Origin of the sequence: Paenibacillus hemerocallicola, assembly GCF_006265175.1 — a bacterium.
Lineage (GTDB): Bacteria > Bacillota > Bacilli > Paenibacillales > NBRC-103111 > Paenibacillus_AB > Paenibacillus_AB hemerocallicola.
The window spans coordinates 1-18,078 of record NZ_VDCQ01000046.1; the positions used below are offsets into that span (position 1 = coordinate 1).

Sequence of the window (18,078 nt, forward strand, 5' to 3'; positions counted from 1 at the left end):
TCGTTTCTCTTAACGGGTGTCCACTTTTTATTCTACATGCAACCGTTCCTCTATAATGCTGTTCACTATCTCATATCACCCCAAAGTTCGAAATAGCGGAAGCCGGTTCCGTTATATTCAGGAGTGTAACGAAAGTAGGGACAATAACGGAATTCTGTACCGCTATACATAGGCAACATGTCTCTCACCGCTCACCAAAGTGTCCGGATTGTTGTGTTTTATGCGGGCGTAGAAAAAAAGAAAAGTCCCGGCTACAGCAATCTGCTGCAGCGGAACCTCGTTGCGGTGCATATTTCTGCGGACTCGCTTTCTCTTTTCCGAACCGGTTTGCGCCCGCTTTATCCGCTTACACTTATTTCGGTCGACTCAGCTCCCCTATCTGTGCCATGGTCAGCCCTGTCGCCTTTGCAATAGTCTGAATATCCATTCCCAGGTCGAGCATCCGTTTCGCGACTTCCGCTCTTCCTTCCACTCTTCCTTCCGCTCTTCCTTCCGCTCTTCCTTCCGCTCTTCCCTCTGCAATCCCTTCCTGCTTCGCCTTGAACTCAAAACCTTCAAACGCTTTCTCGAGATGGGAAATCATGTTCCTGACCTCCTTCGGCTCCGTAAATCGATCGATGATATCGCTGACCTTCCTTTTGTTTTCTTCGGATAATCCGCGGTTTGTCACAAGCTTGATCCAAGTCTGAAAAATCGGGAAAAATTCCGGAGGCAGTTCCTCCAGCGCCCGGGTAAGCCGTTGCAGTTGTTCCATGAAAGAAGGTATATCCGGCTTGCGCTCCAGCAGGAACACCATTCCGATCAAATTGGACAACTCCAGCAGCCTCTCCTCGGTATATTCATGAACATCGATCAAAATGTATTGGAAATCCAGCAATTCCTCGCCAAACCACTCTTGACCGTCTAAAGTATCCCTGAATCTGCGGCATGCCGTCCATGACGATCCTCCGTTATAGAGCACCATCGGCACGATTGCCGGAAGGCACTTCCGTGTTCCGTCTCTTTCCTTTATTATACTCGCTTTGACCGGCAAAGAAAACGGAGGTTTCCCACAAGGAGGAACCGACCGCCCCGGATGCTTTTTCCCGCCAGATACGATATAGTATCTGAAAGAATCTATAGTCCAAAGGAGATCGGCATGAACAAAAAGGGACGTTTCCCCGCACAAGCGACCGAAGGCAAAAAAGCTTCCGCGACCGAGCTAGTCGTGGAGCAGCCTGCGGAGCTGCTGGATTTTGTACTGGCCTCGCTTGCGGGCCGAAGCCGCAATTCGGTGAAATCGATATTGGCGCGCGGTCAAATCACGGTCGACGGCCGGACGGTCACGAAGTACGATCATCCGCTGAAGCCCGGACAGCAAGTAGCCGTGAGCTGGGCTAAAGTGATCGGAGAAAGGGAAAGCCAACTGGCCGGCCTGTCCATTCTGCATGAAGACGAGGATGTCATCGTCGTTCATAAGGAAGCCGGGCTTCTCTCCATCGCCACCGCGCAGGAGAAGGATATGACCGCTTATCGTCAGCTGATGGAGCATGTACGCCGCTCCGATCCGCGTGCCCGTGTCTTCATCCTGCACCGGCTGGACCGCGATACGTCCGGGGTCATGATGTTCGCCAAGAGCGAGCGGGTGCAGCAGCAGCTGCAGAACGATTGGCAGGACGCCGTGCAGGAACGCACGTATGTAGCGTTAGTGGAAGGCGCAGTGCGGTCGCCGGAAGGAACCGTCAAGTCTTGGTTAAAGGAAAACAAGGCAATGGTCATGTATTCCAGCCAGAAGCCGGATGATGGCCAGTTGGCGATTACCCATTACAAAGCGCTTAAGACGGGCAAAGACTACTCCTTACTGGAGGTCCGGCTGGAGACGGGGCGCAAAAACCAGATACGGGTTCATATGAAGGATATCGGCCATCCCGTCGTAGGGGACAAAAAATACGGCTCGAGATCGGGCGCCATCGGACGTCTCGGCCTGCATGCGCATGTACTCGCCTTCCGCCATCCGCGCAGCGGGGAAGTCATGCGCTTCGAGAGCAAGGTGCCTCCCGTTTTTATGCGCGTGTTCAAGGAGTAGACGCGTATGTGAACGGTTAGCGCAGCTTGATCCGCCTTCCGTCGACTCTTGGCCAATCGAGGTTAACAAAAAGACCGGCCTTATGGAGGAAAGGACGGTCTTTTTGTTGTTTACATATAGGCGCTCAGCTTCCCGCCCAGGGTTCGTTTCTAGTACAAAGATACATCGAACCAAGTTTTGAACACTAAGTGCGAACGTTGTATCCGGCACATTACTTATCGTTTTTGGCGTTATTTACAAATTTCACATTCTTCAAAGCATATTCCAGAGCCATCAGAATCAACTCATTGCGTGAACGATTGCTTTGGCGGGCGAGCTCCTCCAGCTTGTTCTGCATGGCTGCTTCCATCCGAACCGTAACGGTAACTGTTTGCGAATCCTCTTTGCGTGTCACGATAAACTCATCGCCGCTCATCGCCTCACCTCAACTACCAGTATAGGCATAACAAACGAATAAAAATATAACACATTTTGTATTATTTTATGATTACATTTTGTGTTAAAATGATAGTATTATGAAATTACTTTTCTAAGGATGAGGTGAAGTCCGATATGTTCCCCCCTTGGCTGATCCAAGCCATGCGCCGCAGATTCGACGAAGTGGCGGCTCGCACTGCACAAGCGAGCAATATCGAGCAAGCCTACACTCAATTTGACAGTGTATTGCAAAGCTTCATGGACGCGATGGACGACAAGCTGCGAAACCGGTTTATGGTTCTGGAAGAGAAATGGAATTACGTCAATTCGCTGGAGCAGGAGTGGCTGTACATGCAGGGAGTCAAGGATGGTGCCTGTCTGCTATCGGCTTTGCAGGACAGCTCGCGTCATTCGGAGCCATGACGAACGATGCTGCTTGAACCCTTGAACCAAGGCTCGCTTTCAAGCGGCCCCTTAACATGCATCGGCTCTGCAAGACGCAACGGCAAAAAAGCTAACCCTGACAAACAAGCTGTCAGCTTTTCTGTGGTACGATAGCAGTAAACTAGCCGAAAAGGTCGTGCATAGAGGATGGCAGAGCTGTTAAAAGATATTTACAATGAGCATTTTATCGACCGGTTTGCTCAGCAGATCAAGGCCGAGCACCCGGGCTTCCCCGTCGAGCGCTTCAAAGAGCTTGTACACGCCGAAGGCTGGGAATCGCTTGCGCTGAAGCAAAGAATGAGGCGAATCACCGAGTCGCTTTCGGCAACCCTTCCGCCCGATTACCGTGACGCGCTTGACATTTTGCTGCGGTCGTCCGTCGATTGCCGCGGGTTGGAGTACATGCTCTATCCCGACTTTGTCGAGCTGCGGGGACTTGACGACCCGGAGGCGTCGGTGCCGGCTCTGGCCGCATTCACAAAGTACTCCAGCTCCGAATTCGCCGTGAGGCCATTCATCCGGAAGTATCCTTCGCTCTTGCTGGAACAGCTGAAAGCATGGGCCGCCGACCCGAACGAGCACGTCCGCCGCTTGGCGAGCGAAGGATGCAGGCCACGTCTGCCTTGGGCGATGGCATTGAACGAGTTCAAGACAAATCCCGCCCCCATACTCGAGCTGTTGGAGCTTCTGAAGGAAGACGTCTCCGAATACGTCCGCCGAAGCGTGGCGAACAATTTGAATGACATTTCCAAAGACCATCCCCGCCTGGTGTTAAGCATCGCCCGCCGATGGTACGGGCATCACCCGCATACCGACTGGATCGTACGGCATGGCTGCCGCACCCTGCTGAAACGTTGCGACCCGGAAGTTCTGCGCTTCTTCGGGTTCGTGGCTGACGAGCGCATATCCGTAAACGGCCTGGTTTTGTCCGCGGAACAGCTGTGCATCGGGGACACCTTTACCGCATCGTTCCGGCTAATCAACGGGGGCGATACGCGAACGCTGCTGCGCATCGAATATGCCGTCGACTTCGTCAAGGCAAACGGAAGCCGCTCCCGCAAGCTGTTCAAGCTGTCCGAGAAGGAATACCCTCCCGGAGAAATCGAGGTGAAGCTCCGCCACAGCTTCGCGCAGCTAACGACAAGGAAACATTACCCCGGCGAGCACGGCCTAGCGATCATCGTCAATGGAGAGCAGATGGCGGATACATCGTTTGTTTTGAAGCCGCAAACGAGCTGTTGAGCTCTACCGCCTCCATAGTGGCGCGGCTATTCCCCAGCATGTCCACTCATGACGGACATGCTTGTTTGCCGTTCTTCAACAATTCTTCAGAAACCCTTCAGAAATTCATTCGCTCGATCTGAACATTTACCCGCTACGATTAAGGCATTCGCAATAATGAAAAGGAGCTTACGCCCCCCATGATGAATGCCATTCGCGAAAAGCTGTTGTTCTTGTATAAATTTACGCTCGCGCCCAAACAAATCGGCAGCGTAACGCCAAGCTCCGCCTTTTTAGCCAAAAAAATGATCGAGCCCGTTCCATGGAACCGGATGAAAGCCGTCGCCGAGCTTGGAGCGGGCACGGGCGCCATTACCAAATATATCGATCAGGCTAAGACGAAACGGACGAAAGTGGTATTGTTCGAAAAGGATCCGCAATTGTACAATGATTTGGTCAGCCGTTATCCCGATTTTCCCTGCCACTCCGACGCTTGCCATCTCGATTCGGCTCTGCAAAGCGAAGGAATCGGACAGCTGGATTGCATTTTGAGCGGTCTTCCGTTTTTTAACTTTCCGCAGCAGCTTCGCAATCGACTGATGGACCAAATCGAAGCCTCCCTGAAGCCCGGCGGCCTGTTCATCGCCTTTCAGTACTCGCAGCAGATGAGAAGACAGCTCGAGCGACAGTTCGACATCGAGCACATTCATTTCGTACCCTTCAATGTACCTCCCGCTTTCGTATACGTTTGCCGGAAGAGGATAACGGAATGACACGTACCCGGCATCGTGCTTCCGAAAACAGACACAAGACGATGACGTCCCGCGAGGCGGAACGTGACCGTAAATGACCGATTTTCCCGCCCTATGCGCATTCCCTACGGCAGCGGAACGATTCCTCCGGATCGGAATTCTCTTTTCGACTAAAACAGGCGATAAAGTTATTGATTTTTCGGAAACATAAATGCAAGAATATGGTAGCCCCACTTGCCATCGAATAAAAAAGGGAGGGATAAGCTTGGCCCTGACAGTGCTTGTAGCGGATGACGATCCCGAAATCCGGGACGTGGTCGGCATCTATTTGCGGAACGAAGGTTACCGGGTCATCGAAGCCGGAGATGGGGCGCAGGCTGTGGAGCTCATGCTCCGCGAGCAGGCTGACCTGCTCATTTTGGATGTCATGATGCCGAATCTGGACGGAATCAAGGCATGTCTCAAAATTCGCGAGAAATCCGCCATTCCGATCATCATGCTGTCCGCCAAAGGCGAAGATATCGATAAAATAACGGGTCTCACAACCGGAGCGGACGATTATGTGACGAAGCCTTTTAACCCGCTCGAGCTGATCGCCAGGGTGAAGGCCCAATTTCGCAGGCAGACGCTGGCAGGCGGCGGCAAGCCGAACGACAGCTCGGTCATCGAAATCGACGACCTGATTATCCATAAAACCCGCCATCAGGTCATCGTGCGGGGCAAGGAAGTATCGCTCACCCCTATCGAGTTCTCGATACTCGAGCTGCTTGCCGGCAACCGCGGGCATGTGTTCAACGTAGAGCAAATTTACCGGAATGTGTGGAAGGAAGACAAATTTTGCTCGGACAATACGGTCATGGTCCATGTCCGCAACATCCGGGAAAAGGTGGAGGACAATCCGCGTGAACCGCGATACATTCAAACGGTTTGGGGAGTCGGGTATAAGGTGGAATAAACGGCTGCTCGCGGTGCTCGACTGGAAGAGGAGCATCCGGGGCAGAATTTTGTGGTCGACGCTCCTGAGCTTTTTCTTGGCCGTTACCATTAGCTGGATTTGGAACAACTTTTTGTTGCTGGTCGTGTTGTTCCTCCTTTTCTTCTTTCTGTTCATGCACAATATCGCCAGCTATATCCGTACGCTCGCCGACGGTCTCATGCGGATTGCCCAAGGGAACCTGAATTATCGGCTGCCGCTGAACCGGCACGACGAGCTTGGCAGCGTGGCGATCAACATCAATTATATGGCCGAGCAGCTGCAGGATATGATCGAGAAGGAGCGCCGGATCGAGAAATCGAAGATGGAGCTGATTACGAACGTATCCCATGACCTGCGCACGCCGCTCACCAGCATCATCGGCTATTTGAATTTGCTGCAGCACGACGATTATAGCAATCTCGAAGAGCACAAGCGGTACATCCAGAACACGTACAATAAAACGCAGCAGTTGAAAAAATTAATCGACGACTTGTTCGAATATACCCGGCTAACTAGCGGCACCGCGCAGCTTTCCATCCAGTCCGTCGATCTGACGGGACTGTTGGAGCAAATCCTCACCGAATTCGAGCCGATCGCCCAGGAGCATTTGCTGACGGTCAGCAGGTTCAGCGAACGGGATCACTTGACCGGAATGGCCGATGTAGAAAAATTCGTGCGGGCTATCGACAACTTGCTTATGAACGCTCTCAAGTTTTCCGACAAACCCGGGGAAATTGCGGTCCGGCTCCTCGAACGCGGAGGGCAAGCACGCCTTGAGGTCGAAAACCGCGGCAAGCCGATATCGAAAGAGCAAGAACGCCTTCTATTCGAACGGTTCTACAAAGCCGACTCCTCCCGCAACGATCCTGCCATGCTGCCCGGAGCGGGACTCGGGCTATCGATCGCGAAAAGCATCGCCGAGCTGCACGGCGGGCAACTCGGGCTGGAGCATCGGAACGGGCGCTTCACGTTCTATATCGAGCTACCCGGGACAAATCGGCCTTCTCCCGGCGAAGACTGACGCGTCATAGCTACAGCTGCAAAAGCGGTCGTATGTCGCTCAACCGTTCGACGACGTAACGTGGCGCGAACCGTTCCTCCAGCCGTACTTTGCCGCGGTTGTAGAAGCAAAAATCGATTCCCGCTTCCCTCGAGCCCTCGTAATCGTCCCTGAGCGAATCGCCGATATACAGCGCTTCGGAACGGTCGACGCCGAGCTCCCGCAAAGCGATTTCGAATATGTTCCGGTCCGGCTTCCAATGCCCCACCTCATCGGATACGATAAACGCGTCGAACAGATGGGCGATCCCACCGCTGGCCGTCCGTTTCCGTTGGGATTCGCCGATCCCGTTGGAGATGACGGCCAGCTTGCGACTGCCGTGCAGCTCGGACAGCAGCTCCCTGGCGCCTTCCTCGAAGTGGCACGACCTGCAAAAATGCTCCCAGTACGTGCCGGCCAGCACCGTCGCGAAAGCGATGTCCCGTTCCAGCCGTTCCAGCGTATCCCGGAACGACAGCTCCAGCACCTGATGAATGTTCAGCTTCCGCTCGTTCCTTTCGCTCCAATACACCCAATTGATCGGCGAGAACGTCTTCCAGAACGTGTCCCAAGTAAACAGCTCCCACTGCTCCAGCCCGTGCTGCCTTCCGGTCAGGTGCATCGAATCCGTCTCGCAACGGTCGTAATCGAGCAGCGTGTTGTCTAAATCGAAAATAATCGCTTTGTACAATAAAGCTCCTCCTGTCATGCGGCTGTCCGCTCAATCCATGTCGGCTAAACGCTTCTCGAAGGCGACGCGGTACGTTTCGAACCCATGCTTGCGATGAAGGGAGCAGGACGCGATATTGTCCGAGCCCGTCTCCGAGCGCAGCAGGTCGGCGCCGTTCCGCTTCGCGGCTTCCTCGATATGGGCCAGCAGACCGAGTCCGCGACCTTGTCCGCGAAAATCTCCGCAAATGACGAAATCCCGGATTTCCGCAATCGTCAACCCATAATCCGGTACATCTACGTATTCGACCCACAAATACCCGACCGTGCGTCCGTCCTCCGTCTCCGCGAGCTGGGCCATCGTCCGGGGATCGTCCATCGAACGGATCAAGCTGTCGTAATACTGCCCGGGCTGTGAAGTCGACATCCATTTGGCCCGATATTCCCCGTATGGCAATTCTCTGGCCCACGACGTATCGCAGGCGTAATTGATTTCGCAATGCAGCTCGAGCAGGACCGGCTTATCGGCCGGACCGACTTTCCGGTAAACAATGCGTTCCATGCGCTTAACCCGCCCCCTTCTTAACCAGCATTCCAAGTACATTCCACCCGGTGGCCCGAAACTCCTCCCTCCCCAAGCAAAATGCCATCCCCCGCCCAGGGGGATGGCCTCGCCGCGTCTATCATTACTTCTTGCTCTTCTCCGCTTCGACCAGCCCTTTCAGCTTCTCGTCCAGCTGGCGGAGCGACGTGTTCAAGTCCGCTTTGCCGCTTACATAATCGAGGAACGCGGCGCTGACAGCCGATTGCTGCGAGCTGAGCGGTACGTCGACCAGTCCCGGCTTCCGCTTCGGAGTCGGATCGGTCGGCGGATAAAACGAGACCGCTTTCATATTTTTCGTCTTATAGAGCGAATGCCCGGTTCCAAGCGCGTTCTGAATGTCTTTGTTATTCAGCGTCGTCGGAATGCCTTGCTTCGAATCCTCCATTTGGACTTCGTCGGTCAGCATTTGCATAACGACCTCGAACGCTTCATCCTTGTGCTTGCCCGTCTCCGTAAGCGCCCAATAGGCAGGTCCGCGCTGGCTCACCCGTTTCGGAGCGCCCTCCATCGTCGGCAGCGACACGATATCCCAGTTGATTTCCGGCGGGATGACCAAATAGACGCTGTGCAAATTGGCGGATAGAGCGGCTTCCCCTTTGCCGAACATATTCATATCGTCCGCGGCCGTCTTCGGATATTCGTTGCCCGTAACCTCGTAGAAGCGCTTCAGATTGCTGAATACTTTCGACCATTTATCCGTATCCGTCAAGCCGTCCTTCTCCGAATCGAGAATCGCCTGGGAGAACGGATTGTCGCGCAGCATACCCGTCAAGTTGGCGCTGAAGCCGCGAATTTGCTTGCCGCCGTCCATCCGCGTCATTTTTTTGGACAGCTCGTAAACTTCATCCCATGTCATGCCGTCCTTCGGATAAGGAACGCCGAACTTGTCGAACAAATCTTTGTTGTAATAGAGCACGTTCGGGAAAAACGGCGGCACGGGCAGCCCGTACAGCTTTCCGTCTCGCGTATAATCTTTGATCTCGTTAATGAATACGGGATTGAACCGGTTCAAATCGTACTTGTATTTGGTCACGTAAGGAGTCAGATCGACGCCCAGGTTCAGGTCGAGGTAGCCGCTTCTGAGAGTCGGAATATCGGTTCGGATAATGTCCGGAATCTCCCCGCGCGTAACAAGATCCGTAATATTGTTGCCCGTTCCGCTAGTCTGGTAATTGAACGTAATGTGCGGAAATTTTTTCTCGAGCGTGGCGCGGAACCGTTTATCGAACTCTTCCTTGCTGACTCCTGCCGCATAGATCAGCATCGTGTACGGATCTTTTTTGACCTCCGTCTTCGGAGCGCTCTTCTCCCCTTCGTTTGCACCCGAATTACTTCCCGTCCCGCAGGCAGCCAGCAAAACGCTGCTTAACAGAACCAGTGGCACGACCTTGTTTTTACCCATTGGCAAAATCCCCCTACTTTCTTTTGTTAGCGCTTCCAAACAGCGTGTTTTTATTATCTCAAATACCGCCGATAGACAAGCGACAAATTTTTACTGCGCACGCCCTCTTTTTTACTATCCTGTACATTACATGTATATGAACTTATGTTACAATATATTCAAAACGAATCGGCAGGTGACTGTCATTGGCGGTATATCCCGTGTACCAAGACTCCCTGACTCACGAGCAGTTCGGAAAAAGCCGGCTTCCCATGTTTGTCGTCAAAAGCTCGCTTAGCTGCAGCTATCCGCTGCACCATCACAACTTCGCCGAGCTAAGTCTCGTCGTCGAAGGGAACGGGACGGAAATCGTCAACGGAAAGCCGCACCTGTTCAGGAAAGGAACCGTCTCTTTCCTGCTGCCTCATCATATACATGAAATTCGACTGAACAGCGCGTCCGTCGTCAAATACAACTGCATGTTCGACCTGAATTTGCTCTTCCTGAGTCCGTCCGATCGCGACTTGGCCAACGCACTGCTCAAAACCGGCATGGAATACCCTTCGCATTACGATCTGGACGAAGAACAGACGACCCATATGGCCAAGCTGCTCGAATCGATGAAGCGGGAATATGAAGATGACGGATTCGCCAAAGAATCCGCCCTTCGCTCCAAACTTATGGAAGCGCTTCTATTTTTGCTGCGCACACCACGAACGACCCCATTCGCAAGCTCCGCAACCGTACTCATCGAAACCCGAAATCACATTGAAGAAATTTTGCACTTCCTGCATGTCCATTACCAGGAGGAAATTACGCTGTCCTTATTGGCCGAACGGTTCAATCGGAACGCTTCTTACATAAGCCGGGCGTTCAAACAGCTCGTAGGGCAGACGCTTACGGAATATTTGCACACGCTGCGGGTCACGCGGGCGGCCAGTCTGCTGGCCACAACCTCGATGAGCATCACCGACATAGCCATGGATGTCGGCTTCGATCATACGCGCTCGTTCACCCGGGCATTCAAGGATGTGAAGGGCACGACGCCCAAACAATTCCGGGCGGCCCACGGACAGCGGCGAACCGGGAATTAATCGCCGCCGGCACGACGCAGGACCCTATCGGCGAAGTCTTTCCGCCATATCGGTGAAAGTGAAAAATATGGAAGACGGGCTTAAACCGGTTACATGATCCGAAACCTATTGGGACAACCCGAAGTTGTCCCTGTTTGAACGTATTGAGCGTGTACGGCAGCTTTCCCGGTCGGATACCGTCCCTTAATTTATTATGCCGTCTATTGTTGAGCGGCGCGTAAAAGGAAGAGGAGGTTTTCTGAAAGCGATGAAGAAAGGTTCCGTGCTTGTTTCCTTCATTTCCTGCTTCATCATCGGCCTCGCGGCGATGACTACGTCGGCATACGCATTAACGCTGAAGCAAGGGGCTCAAAGCGAGCATGTGCTCGACCTGCAGCAGCGTCTCGGCGCGCTCGGCATTTTCAAAGCCGGCATAACCGGCTATTACGGTTCCAAAACGAACGAAGCGGTCAAAATGTTCCAAAGCCAATCCGGTCTGCCCTCGACCGGAGTCGCAGATGACGCTACGTTGTCGGAGTTGAACAAAGCGGTAGAGCCGGACTCTACCGTATTGGAGCAAATGGCAAAAATGATCCACTCCGAGGCAAGAGGAGAATCGTTTCTCGGACAAGTCGCCGTCGGAGCGGTTATTCTGAATAGGGTGCAATCGGACAAATTTCCCGATTCCATCACCGAGGTTATTTTTCAGCCGGGGCAATTTACTTCCATCCGGGACGGGCAGTTCAATCTGACACCGAGCCCCATGGCCTTCGAAGCGGCAAAAGCCGCCTTAAACGGATCCGATCCGACGGACGGGGCACTGTATTACTACAATCCGGAAATCGCCACGTCGTCCTGGAGCAAGAAACGTCCCATCAAAATTCGTATCGACCGGCACGTTTTTACCCAATAGACCGATCCCCAGCAACGTGCACTCTCCTACACGCTCATTACGTCAGGGCTATCCCGCAAAGTCTGAACGGACTTTCGGGGGATAGTCCTTTTTTTAATGCAAGGAGTATTCATTTTTTTGCGAGATCGATTCAATAATTGAATAAACCGGCTGAAGCGCCGATGCGCAAACCATATTTGCGGCATTGGTGTTTTTTGTGATATTGATAATCATTATCATTTTAGTTACGATACGAATGTATTCATTCCCAACATGCAGGAGCGTGACATAGATGTCTGTCATTCGCATTAAAGACGGCAAGGAATTGCTTGAAATCGGCTTCCCGGACATTCGCAAATATCACGGGAGTCTGGCCCTCATGGCCGTTGCGGTAGGCTTCCGCAGCTTGCAGGCCGCCTTCCTGGAGCTATACGGCGATCAGGCGGTTCCGGAGCGCAAAGCGATTTCAATCTTATCCGGCCATGCCGGTCCGGGATTCCGCGACGCCTTCGAATTCGTGACGCGGACCGTTACGCGCGGCGCCTACCGGGTCGATACGGACTATCCGCAAGCGCAGTACGATCCGCACCGGGCGCAGAGCTACGCGTTCGTCATCTCCACGGAGGACGGCTCGGCCGTCGAAGTCGTGCTGAAGGAGCATTTCCTCCCCGGAGAGTTTTACGACTATTTAAAGAAAGGCCGCGAGAAGACGATGACGGAAGCCGATACGGAGACGTTCGGCGGGCTGAAGCTGGCATTGGCCGAACGCGCGCTGGCCCTTCCTCTTGACGAACTTCTCTACATAAGGAGAGTCCGATGACGGGCGCGCTATTGTCCGGCGGCGAGCGGGCAGCCGATTTTGTCCTCGTGGACGGAGGCTGCTACTTCGGGCAGAGCGTCCGGGAAGGACAGCCCACAGGCGATATCCGGGTGTTGGACGTTTACGATTTGCCGGCCTGCGACTTGTCCCTCCACCTGTGTCTCGTCGTGGACCCGTTCGTCGATCAGGAGCTGATGTACCGGGAAAGAGAGCGGATCAGAGCGTTTCTCGATTCGGGCAAAGTGCTGTTGTTCAGCGGACATCTGTTCCGGCCGTGGCTGCCCGGAGCCGCAGCGTTCGTGCCGAAGACGATCCGCAGCCATCACGACTATGCCGTCACGATTCCCGAACCGCGGCACCCGATATTCGAGGGGGTGCAGCCGGACGATTTGACGTTCAACCGGGGCGTCTCCGGCTTCTTCGCGCGAGGTCACCATCCGCTGCCGCCGCATGCCGAGGCGCTGCTGACGCTTCCCGGCGGAGAGCCGATCACGTATATCGATCGGAGCAGCACCCGTGGCACGATTATCGTCCACTCCGGCAACAATTTGTTCGGGTATGGCGGCAGCCGAAGCTCCTCGGCCGGGCGTATCGGCGGCCAGCTGAGAAGCTGGGTACGCGAGGAAGTCGTGCGGATCCGGGAAAGGACGGCCGCCTTATGAGAAAAGTCGCCGCTATATACGGGGGAAATTCCCACCAGCATCGGACCTTCACCGAGCCGAAATACCGTCGCTGGCTCCACGGGCTGATCTATCTGCCGGAGCTTCCCCACTCGTCTCTCGACGCATATGACGTGCTGCTCATCCCGTCGCAGCTCCATCATCGTCTGCTTGCCGAGTCGCGCGGCAGCATCTCGGCATTCGCCGACAGAGGGGGCATTGTCGCCGCTTTCGGCGCCCAGCCCCACGATCTGCTGCCCGCTCACAATTGGGAGTTCCGGCCGACGAATTTCTGGTGGTGGCTCGACAAGGAAGCGAAAAGCGGACTTGTCCTGAATCGCCCCGGCCATGACCTGTTCCGGTACATTACGCTTGCGGATGCCACCTGGCATTACCACGGCGTCTTCTCTCCGCCGGAAGGCGCGGAGGTGTTGATCGGCCTCGAGGAGGGCGGGGCCATTCTGTATGTAGACCGGGTAACGACACCCGGAACCCTCATCATGACGACGCTTGATCCCGAATTCCATTACGGATCGTATTTCATGCCCGCCACCGAGCGGTTTCTCGACGGATTTCTCCCCTGGCTCGCCGAAGGAAAGCTTTGAGCAGCGACCGACCATTATATCTCACAAGGAGTGTGCTTCACATGTTGTCCCGCACGAAATTCGGCATCATGATCGTCTTATGCTGTCTGGCGATGATCGTCGCAGGCTGCAACGGCAGCGACAAATCCGCCGCCGCTTCCCCTGTGCCGCAGGCTGCGAAGGCGTCCGGGCCCGAACAAATCCCCATGCTTCGTCTCGTCTGGGGAAACAGCGGCTACCCTTCGCCGTTCGCCTTCAGCCCTTCCGGCCCCGGCGGCTTCCTGCGCAGCTCCTTCCTGTTCGACACATTGACCTGGAAAGATGAGAAAGGGCTCATTCCGTGGCTGGCGAAATCGTGGAAAGTGTCCGGCGACGGTCTGACTTACACGTTCGAGTTGGAGCAAGGCGTCCAGTGGCACGACGGCAAGCCTTTTACGGCGGAAGACGTCGTATTCAGCTTCGCCTACTACAAGAAATATCCGTTCATGTGGACAGGCGATATCGAGCAGATCAAGTCGGTGCGCAAAACCGGCGACTACACAGTAGAATTCGCGCTGAACAATAAATACGCCCCTTTCCTGACCGATCTCGTCGGCATCGTACCGATTATTCCGAAGCACGTCTGGGAAAAAGTCGACAAGCCGGTCGAATACCGCGATCCTTCGGCGCTCGTCGGTACCGGTCCTTATACGTTGAAGCAGTATGACGAGAAGTCCGGACAATATTTGTACGAGGCGAACCCGAATTTTTTCAAAGGCAAAGTGCTGGTCAAGGAAGTCGCTTACGTCAATGCCGCGAACAAGGTGCTGTCGATGAAGAAAAACGAAGTCGACGGCGGATCGACGACAAGCTACCCCGAGGTCGAGCAAATGCAGAAGGAAGGGTTCGGCGTAATCAAGAGCGCGCCTACGGGCAGCGCGCTGCGCGTTACGTTCAATCTCGACCATCCTCAGCTGAAGGACAAGCGGCTGCGCCAAGCGATCGCCTATGCGCTCGACCGGAAGGAAATGGCGCAGAAAATTACCGGAGGAGAGCCGATCGTAGGAAATGCCGGCATCATCCCTCCCGATTCGCCGTGGTATAACCCGAAGGTGAAAAACTACGCCTACGATACGGCGCAAGCGGAGCGCATTCTCGACGAGCTCGGCTACAAGAAAAATGCCGGCGGCGTGCGGGACGGCCTGAAGCTCAGCGTCATGGTCTCTTCCACTTCCCAGGAAGCGCAAATGATGGTCGAAATGCTGAAAAAGGTCGGCATCGAGCTGACCCTTCGCCAGGCGGACTCGGCGACGTTCTCGACAGCGATGGGTGAAAACAAATACGATATGGCGATTACCGGGCATATCGGGCTCAGCGGCGATCCGGACTACTTGCGGCTATGGTTCCTCGGCAAAGCGAGCAATTCGCTTGCGGCAAGAGGCAAGACGTTCGACAATGCCGAATTCCAGCAGTTTGCCCTGCAGCAAATCGGAGAGCTCGATCCGATGAAACGGAAAGCGCTCGTCGACAGCATGCAGAACATTTTGGCCGACGAATTGCCGACGCTCGTCCTCTATCACCGTCCGTTCTACTATATGTTCAAGAAAAGCGTATTCGACGGCTACTTCAACACATACGGCGGCATAGCGGACGGAATTCCGCTGTGGGACAACAAGGCAGCATTTATTCATGAGAGCAAATAAACAGCTTGCCGCTTACATCGGCGTATTCGTATTCGTGCTGCTGCTCAACTTCTGGCTTCCCCGGCTTCTGCCGGGGGGACCGGTCGAGTTTCTGACCGGGGGCGAGGAAGGCGCCGTTTTCGTTTCCGAGGCACAGAAGAAAGCGATGCTGGACTACTATCATCTGGACGGCTCGTTGTGGGACCAGTTCACCCTCTACCTGCAAGGCTTGTTCTCATTGGACTTCGGCTTGTCCTTCAGCTTCAAAGCACCGGTAGTCGACATTATTGCGGCCCGGCTGCCGTGGACGGTGCTTATCGTAGGCATATCCACCTTGCTGTCGCTCCTGATCGGCTTGACAGCCGGCCTGCTGTCAGCTTGGAGGCATCCGGGAAAAACGGATCGGGGCCTGTTTCTCGGCATGCTCTCCTTAAGCGCCGTACCGGAGTTTCTGATCGGCATGCTGCTTCTGATCGTCCTCGCCGTCAACTGGAGCTTCTTCCCGCTTGGCGGAGCGGAGACGGCTTTTTACCGGGCCGAGCATTGGTGGGACCGGGCGGCGGACGTCGCCCGGCACGCGCTGCTGCCGGTCGTCACCTTGACCGCGGGCAGCTTGGCCGGACTTTATTTATTGATGCGCAATGAGGCGATCCGGGTCCGGGGCGAGCCGTTCGTCGAGTTCGCTTCGGCCAAGGGCATCGGGGACCGCGCCGTCCTGCTGCGGCATGTCGCCCGCAACGCGGCGCTTCCCCTCGTCACGATCATCGTCATGCGCATGGGCGGCCTGGTCGCCGGCTCCGTGCTCGCGGAGACGGTATTCGCCTATCCCGGCGTCGGCAAGCTGCTGCAGGAAGCGATTCACGCTCGGGACTACCCGCTTCTGCACGGCTTGTTTCTGATGATGACCGTCGTCGTGTTGGGCCTGAACGCGGTCGCGGACCTGATCTATCCCCGGCTCGATCCGCGCATACGCACACCGAATAGGGGGGATCCGGCATGAATGGGGCCAGAATGGCAGGCGGTATCGTCATCGTCTTGTTTGTCGCCGCAGCCGCATTCGGACCGCTGCTGGCGGAATTCGCACCGTTCGCGGTGGACGGCCAAAGATTCGCCGGTCCTTCCTTGGAGCATTGGCTCGGCACCAATGCGCTCGGACAGGACGTTTTCAGCGGCCTCGTCCACGGGGCGCGAACTACTTTGTTCATCGGACTGGCCGTCGCGACGCTCAGCACGGCGCTCAGCGGCTTGTTCGGTCTGCTCGCAGGCTACTCGAAGCGGCTCGATCCGGTGCTGAACGCCGTCGCCAACATGCTGCTCGTGCTCCCTTCCCTGCTGCTCATCCTGATCGTCGCCTCTTTCTCCGGCGGCGGAACTTGGCAGCTCATCCTGACGCTCGGCTTGCTCACCTGGCCCGCCTACATGCGGCTAATCCGGGCATCGGTGCTGTCGCTCAAGGAGCGGGAGTTCGTCAAAGCGGCGCAGCTGTTTCGCGGCGGGACGTTCTATGTGCTGCGCAAGCATCTGCTTCCGTTTCTGCGGCCGCTGTTGCGAACGAAGTTCATTATGTCGTTCAAGCAAGCCGTAGCGGCGGAGGCGGGCTTGGCGTTTCTGGGCATCGGCGATCCGAGCCTCCCCTCCTGGGGCAAAATGCTCCAGCAAGCCTTTTCGCGCAGTGAAACATGGATGACCGACGTATGGCAGTGGACGGTGCTTCCCCCCGCCTTTGCGATTCTGCTCGTCACCGTAGCTCTTGCTTTATTGGGCGAAAAAAGCGATCGATTCGGTTCGTCCGTTCCGAAGCGGACTCGACCGGCAAAATCGGGGAGGGGGTTCCTCGAGACAGCGGAAACGACGGTCGGCTCGCAAGCCGGCACGGCATCCGGGGTGATGGCAGCGGCGGATGAGCCGCCTCCCCCGGCCGCTGTAGCCGCGCGCGGGCTGGAAGTCGCATATGGCGGCAAGACCATTCTGCATCCCGTTTCGTTCGCCGTGGAGACCGGGAGCGTCGCGGCCATCGTGGGGGAATCCGGCTCGGGCAAAACGACGCTCGCCCGGGCGCTGTACGGCCTGCTGCCGGATGAGGCGGTGCTTGGGGAAGCGCTCATCGGAGGAAAGCGCATGTACGGCGGCGGCTCCAAAAGCGCCATGCGGCGCTGGTACGACGCGGCGTTCATCTTTCAGGACCCCCGTGCAAGCTTCAATCCGCTGATGACGATCGGGAATCAAATGACGGAAGCGATGCAGTTGGACGTCCCGGCTCGCGGCAAACGGGAAGCCGCGGCAACGGCATTGCGCGAGGTGCAGCTCGACGAACGGCTGCTGGACCGGTATCCGCACGAGCTGAGCGGCGGCATGCTGAGCCGCGCGCTGATCGCGCTCGCGCTCGTCAATAAGCCGGGCGTCCTTATTGCCGACGAGCCGACGGGCGCTCTCGATCCGATCGTGAAGCGTGAAATATTGGATTTGCTCGTAAGCAAGGTAAAGGAGCACCGGATGACGCTTCTGCTCATCACGCACGATCTGAGAGCGGCTCTCCGCTATGCGGATTGCATCATGGTCATCCGGGACGGTCGCCTGCTCGAGGATGCCGAGAAGGAGCAGTGGCTGGCCCGACAACAAGGTCAGCACGGGCAAGAGACGCAGCTGATGTCGCGGGAGCTGCAACTGTCGCAGTAGTAATAGCAGTGACATCTGTGGCAGTAGTAACAGTAGTGGCATCTGTCGCAGTAGTAATAGCAGTGGCATCTTTCGCAGTAGTCGCAGTAGTCGCAGTAGTCGCAGTAGTCGCAGTAGTCGCAGCGATGGCACAAAACGCAGCCGG

Annotated in this window: 19 protein-coding genes; 14 read left to right on the plus strand and 5 right to left on the minus strand. The window is 55.6% G+C overall.

Features of this window, described 5'->3' with window-relative positions:
- Positions 1–352: 352 nt before the first annotated feature.
- Positions 353–964, minus strand: coding sequence for an Rpn family recombination-promoting nuclease/putative transposase (locus FE784_RS26410; RefSeq protein ID WP_246132195.1), 612 nt, complete (start codon positions 962–964; stop codon positions 353–355).
- 174 nt (positions 965–1,138) lie between these two features.
- On the opposite strand from FE784_RS26410, the gene FE784_RS26415 reads away from it, so the two are divergent.
- The gene (locus FE784_RS26415; protein ID WP_139605256.1) at positions 1,139–2,065 is read left to right on the plus strand and encodes an RluA family pseudouridine synthase; all 927 of its coding nucleotides are present in this window, start codon (positions 1,139–1,141) and stop codon (positions 2,063–2,065) included.
- A 211-nt stretch (positions 2,066–2,276) separates the two neighbouring features.
- On the opposite strand, the gene FE784_RS26420 is transcribed toward FE784_RS26415, so the two are convergent.
- Entirely contained in the window at positions 2,277–2,480 is a 204-nt protein-coding gene (locus FE784_RS26420; RefSeq protein WP_139605257.1) for a ribbon-helix-helix protein, CopG family, read from the minus strand.
- A gap of 137 nt (positions 2,481–2,617) precedes the next feature.
- On the opposite strand from FE784_RS26420, the gene FE784_RS26425 reads away from it, so the two are divergent.
- From FE784_RS26425 to FE784_RS26445, 5 genes are all read left to right on the plus strand, one after another.
- Positions 2,618–2,905, plus strand: a complete 288-nt coding sequence (locus tag FE784_RS26425; protein ID WP_139605258.1) for a hypothetical protein — start codon at positions 2,618–2,620, stop codon at positions 2,903–2,905.
- A gap of 168 nt (positions 2,906–3,073) precedes the next feature.
- A complete protein-coding gene (locus tag FE784_RS26430) occupies positions 3,074–4,168 on the plus strand; it encodes a DNA alkylation repair protein (RefSeq protein ID WP_139605259.1) in 1,095 nt (364 codons plus the stop codon).
- 182 nt (positions 4,169–4,350) lie between these two features.
- A complete protein-coding gene (locus FE784_RS26435; protein WP_139605319.1) occupies positions 4,351–4,920 on the plus strand; it encodes a class I SAM-dependent methyltransferase in 570 nt (189 codons plus the stop codon).
- A gap of 244 nt (positions 4,921–5,164) precedes the next feature.
- Positions 5,165–5,854 carry a response regulator transcription factor gene (locus tag FE784_RS26440; protein ID WP_246132187.1) on the plus strand — a complete coding sequence of 230 codons (690 nt, stop codon included), beginning with the start codon at positions 5,165–5,167 and terminating at the stop codon, positions 5,852–5,854.
- Entirely contained in the window at positions 5,802–6,896 is a 1,095-nt protein-coding gene (locus tag FE784_RS26445; protein WP_246132188.1) for a sensor histidine kinase, read from the plus strand. Before FE784_RS26440 ends, FE784_RS26445 begins: the two co-directional genes overlap by 53 nt.
- A 10-nt stretch (positions 6,897–6,906) precedes the next feature.
- On the opposite strand, the gene FE784_RS26450 is transcribed toward FE784_RS26445, so the two are convergent.
- The 3 genes from FE784_RS26450 to FE784_RS26460 form a co-directional block, all read right to left on the minus strand.
- Positions 6,907–7,605, minus strand: coding sequence for an HAD family hydrolase (locus tag FE784_RS26450; protein WP_246132189.1), 699 nt, complete (start codon positions 7,603–7,605; stop codon positions 6,907–6,909).
- Between the two features lie 30 nt (positions 7,606–7,635).
- Positions 7,636–8,145: a GNAT family N-acetyltransferase gene (locus tag FE784_RS26455; protein ID WP_176706538.1), complete on the minus strand. Its 510-nt coding sequence runs from the start codon at positions 8,143–8,145 to the stop codon at positions 7,636–7,638.
- Positions 8,146–8,269: 124 nt separating this feature from the next.
- Complete coding sequence (locus FE784_RS26460; protein ID WP_139605264.1) at positions 8,270–9,589, minus strand: ABC transporter substrate-binding protein; 1,320 nt, start codon at positions 9,587–9,589, stop codon at positions 8,270–8,272.
- 185 nt (positions 9,590–9,774) lie between these two features.
- Here FE784_RS26460 and FE784_RS26465 point away from each other — a divergent pair, with 185 nt between their 5' ends.
- The 8 genes from FE784_RS26465 to FE784_RS26500 all read left to right on the plus strand — a co-directional run bounded on the left by FE784_RS26465 (position 9,775) and on the right by FE784_RS26500 (position 17,933).
- Positions 9,775–10,662 (plus strand): AraC family transcriptional regulator, encoded by an 888-nt coding sequence (locus FE784_RS26465; protein WP_176706539.1) that lies wholly within the window; start codon positions 9,775–9,777, stop codon positions 10,660–10,662.
- 247 nt (positions 10,663–10,909) lie between these two features.
- A complete protein-coding gene (locus FE784_RS26470; protein WP_139605266.1) occupies positions 10,910–11,554 on the plus strand; it encodes a cell wall hydrolase in 645 nt (214 codons plus the stop codon).
- Positions 11,555–11,825: 271 nt separating this feature from the next.
- Positions 11,826–12,353, plus strand: a complete 528-nt coding sequence (locus FE784_RS26475) for a hypothetical protein (protein ID WP_139605267.1) — start codon at positions 11,826–11,828, stop codon at positions 12,351–12,353.
- Complete coding sequence (locus tag FE784_RS26480; protein ID WP_139605268.1) at positions 12,350–13,015, plus strand: phosphate starvation-inducible protein PhoH; 666 nt, start codon at positions 12,350–12,352, stop codon at positions 13,013–13,015. The genes FE784_RS26475 and FE784_RS26480 overlap by 4 nt, the downstream gene beginning before the upstream one ends.
- Positions 13,012–13,617: a hypothetical protein gene (locus tag FE784_RS26485; RefSeq protein WP_139605269.1), complete on the plus strand. Its 606-nt coding sequence runs from the start codon at positions 13,012–13,014 to the stop codon at positions 13,615–13,617. The genes FE784_RS26480 and FE784_RS26485 overlap by 4 nt, the downstream gene beginning before the upstream one ends.
- Before the next feature lie 41 nt (positions 13,618–13,658).
- Positions 13,659–15,278 carry an ABC transporter substrate-binding protein gene (locus tag FE784_RS26490; RefSeq protein WP_139605270.1) on the plus strand — a complete coding sequence of 540 codons (1,620 nt, stop codon included), beginning with the start codon at positions 13,659–13,661 and terminating at the stop codon, positions 15,276–15,278.
- Entirely contained in the window at positions 15,265–16,257 is a 993-nt protein-coding gene (locus tag FE784_RS26495; RefSeq protein WP_139605271.1) for an ABC transporter permease, read from the plus strand. Before FE784_RS26490 ends, FE784_RS26495 begins: the two co-directional genes overlap by 14 nt.
- Positions 16,254–17,933 carry an ATP-binding cassette domain-containing protein gene (locus tag FE784_RS26500; RefSeq protein WP_139605272.1) on the plus strand — a complete coding sequence of 560 codons (1,680 nt, stop codon included), beginning with the start codon at positions 16,254–16,256 and terminating at the stop codon, positions 17,931–17,933. The genes FE784_RS26495 and FE784_RS26500 overlap by 4 nt, the downstream gene beginning before the upstream one ends.
- Positions 17,934–18,078 lie beyond the last annotated feature (145 nt).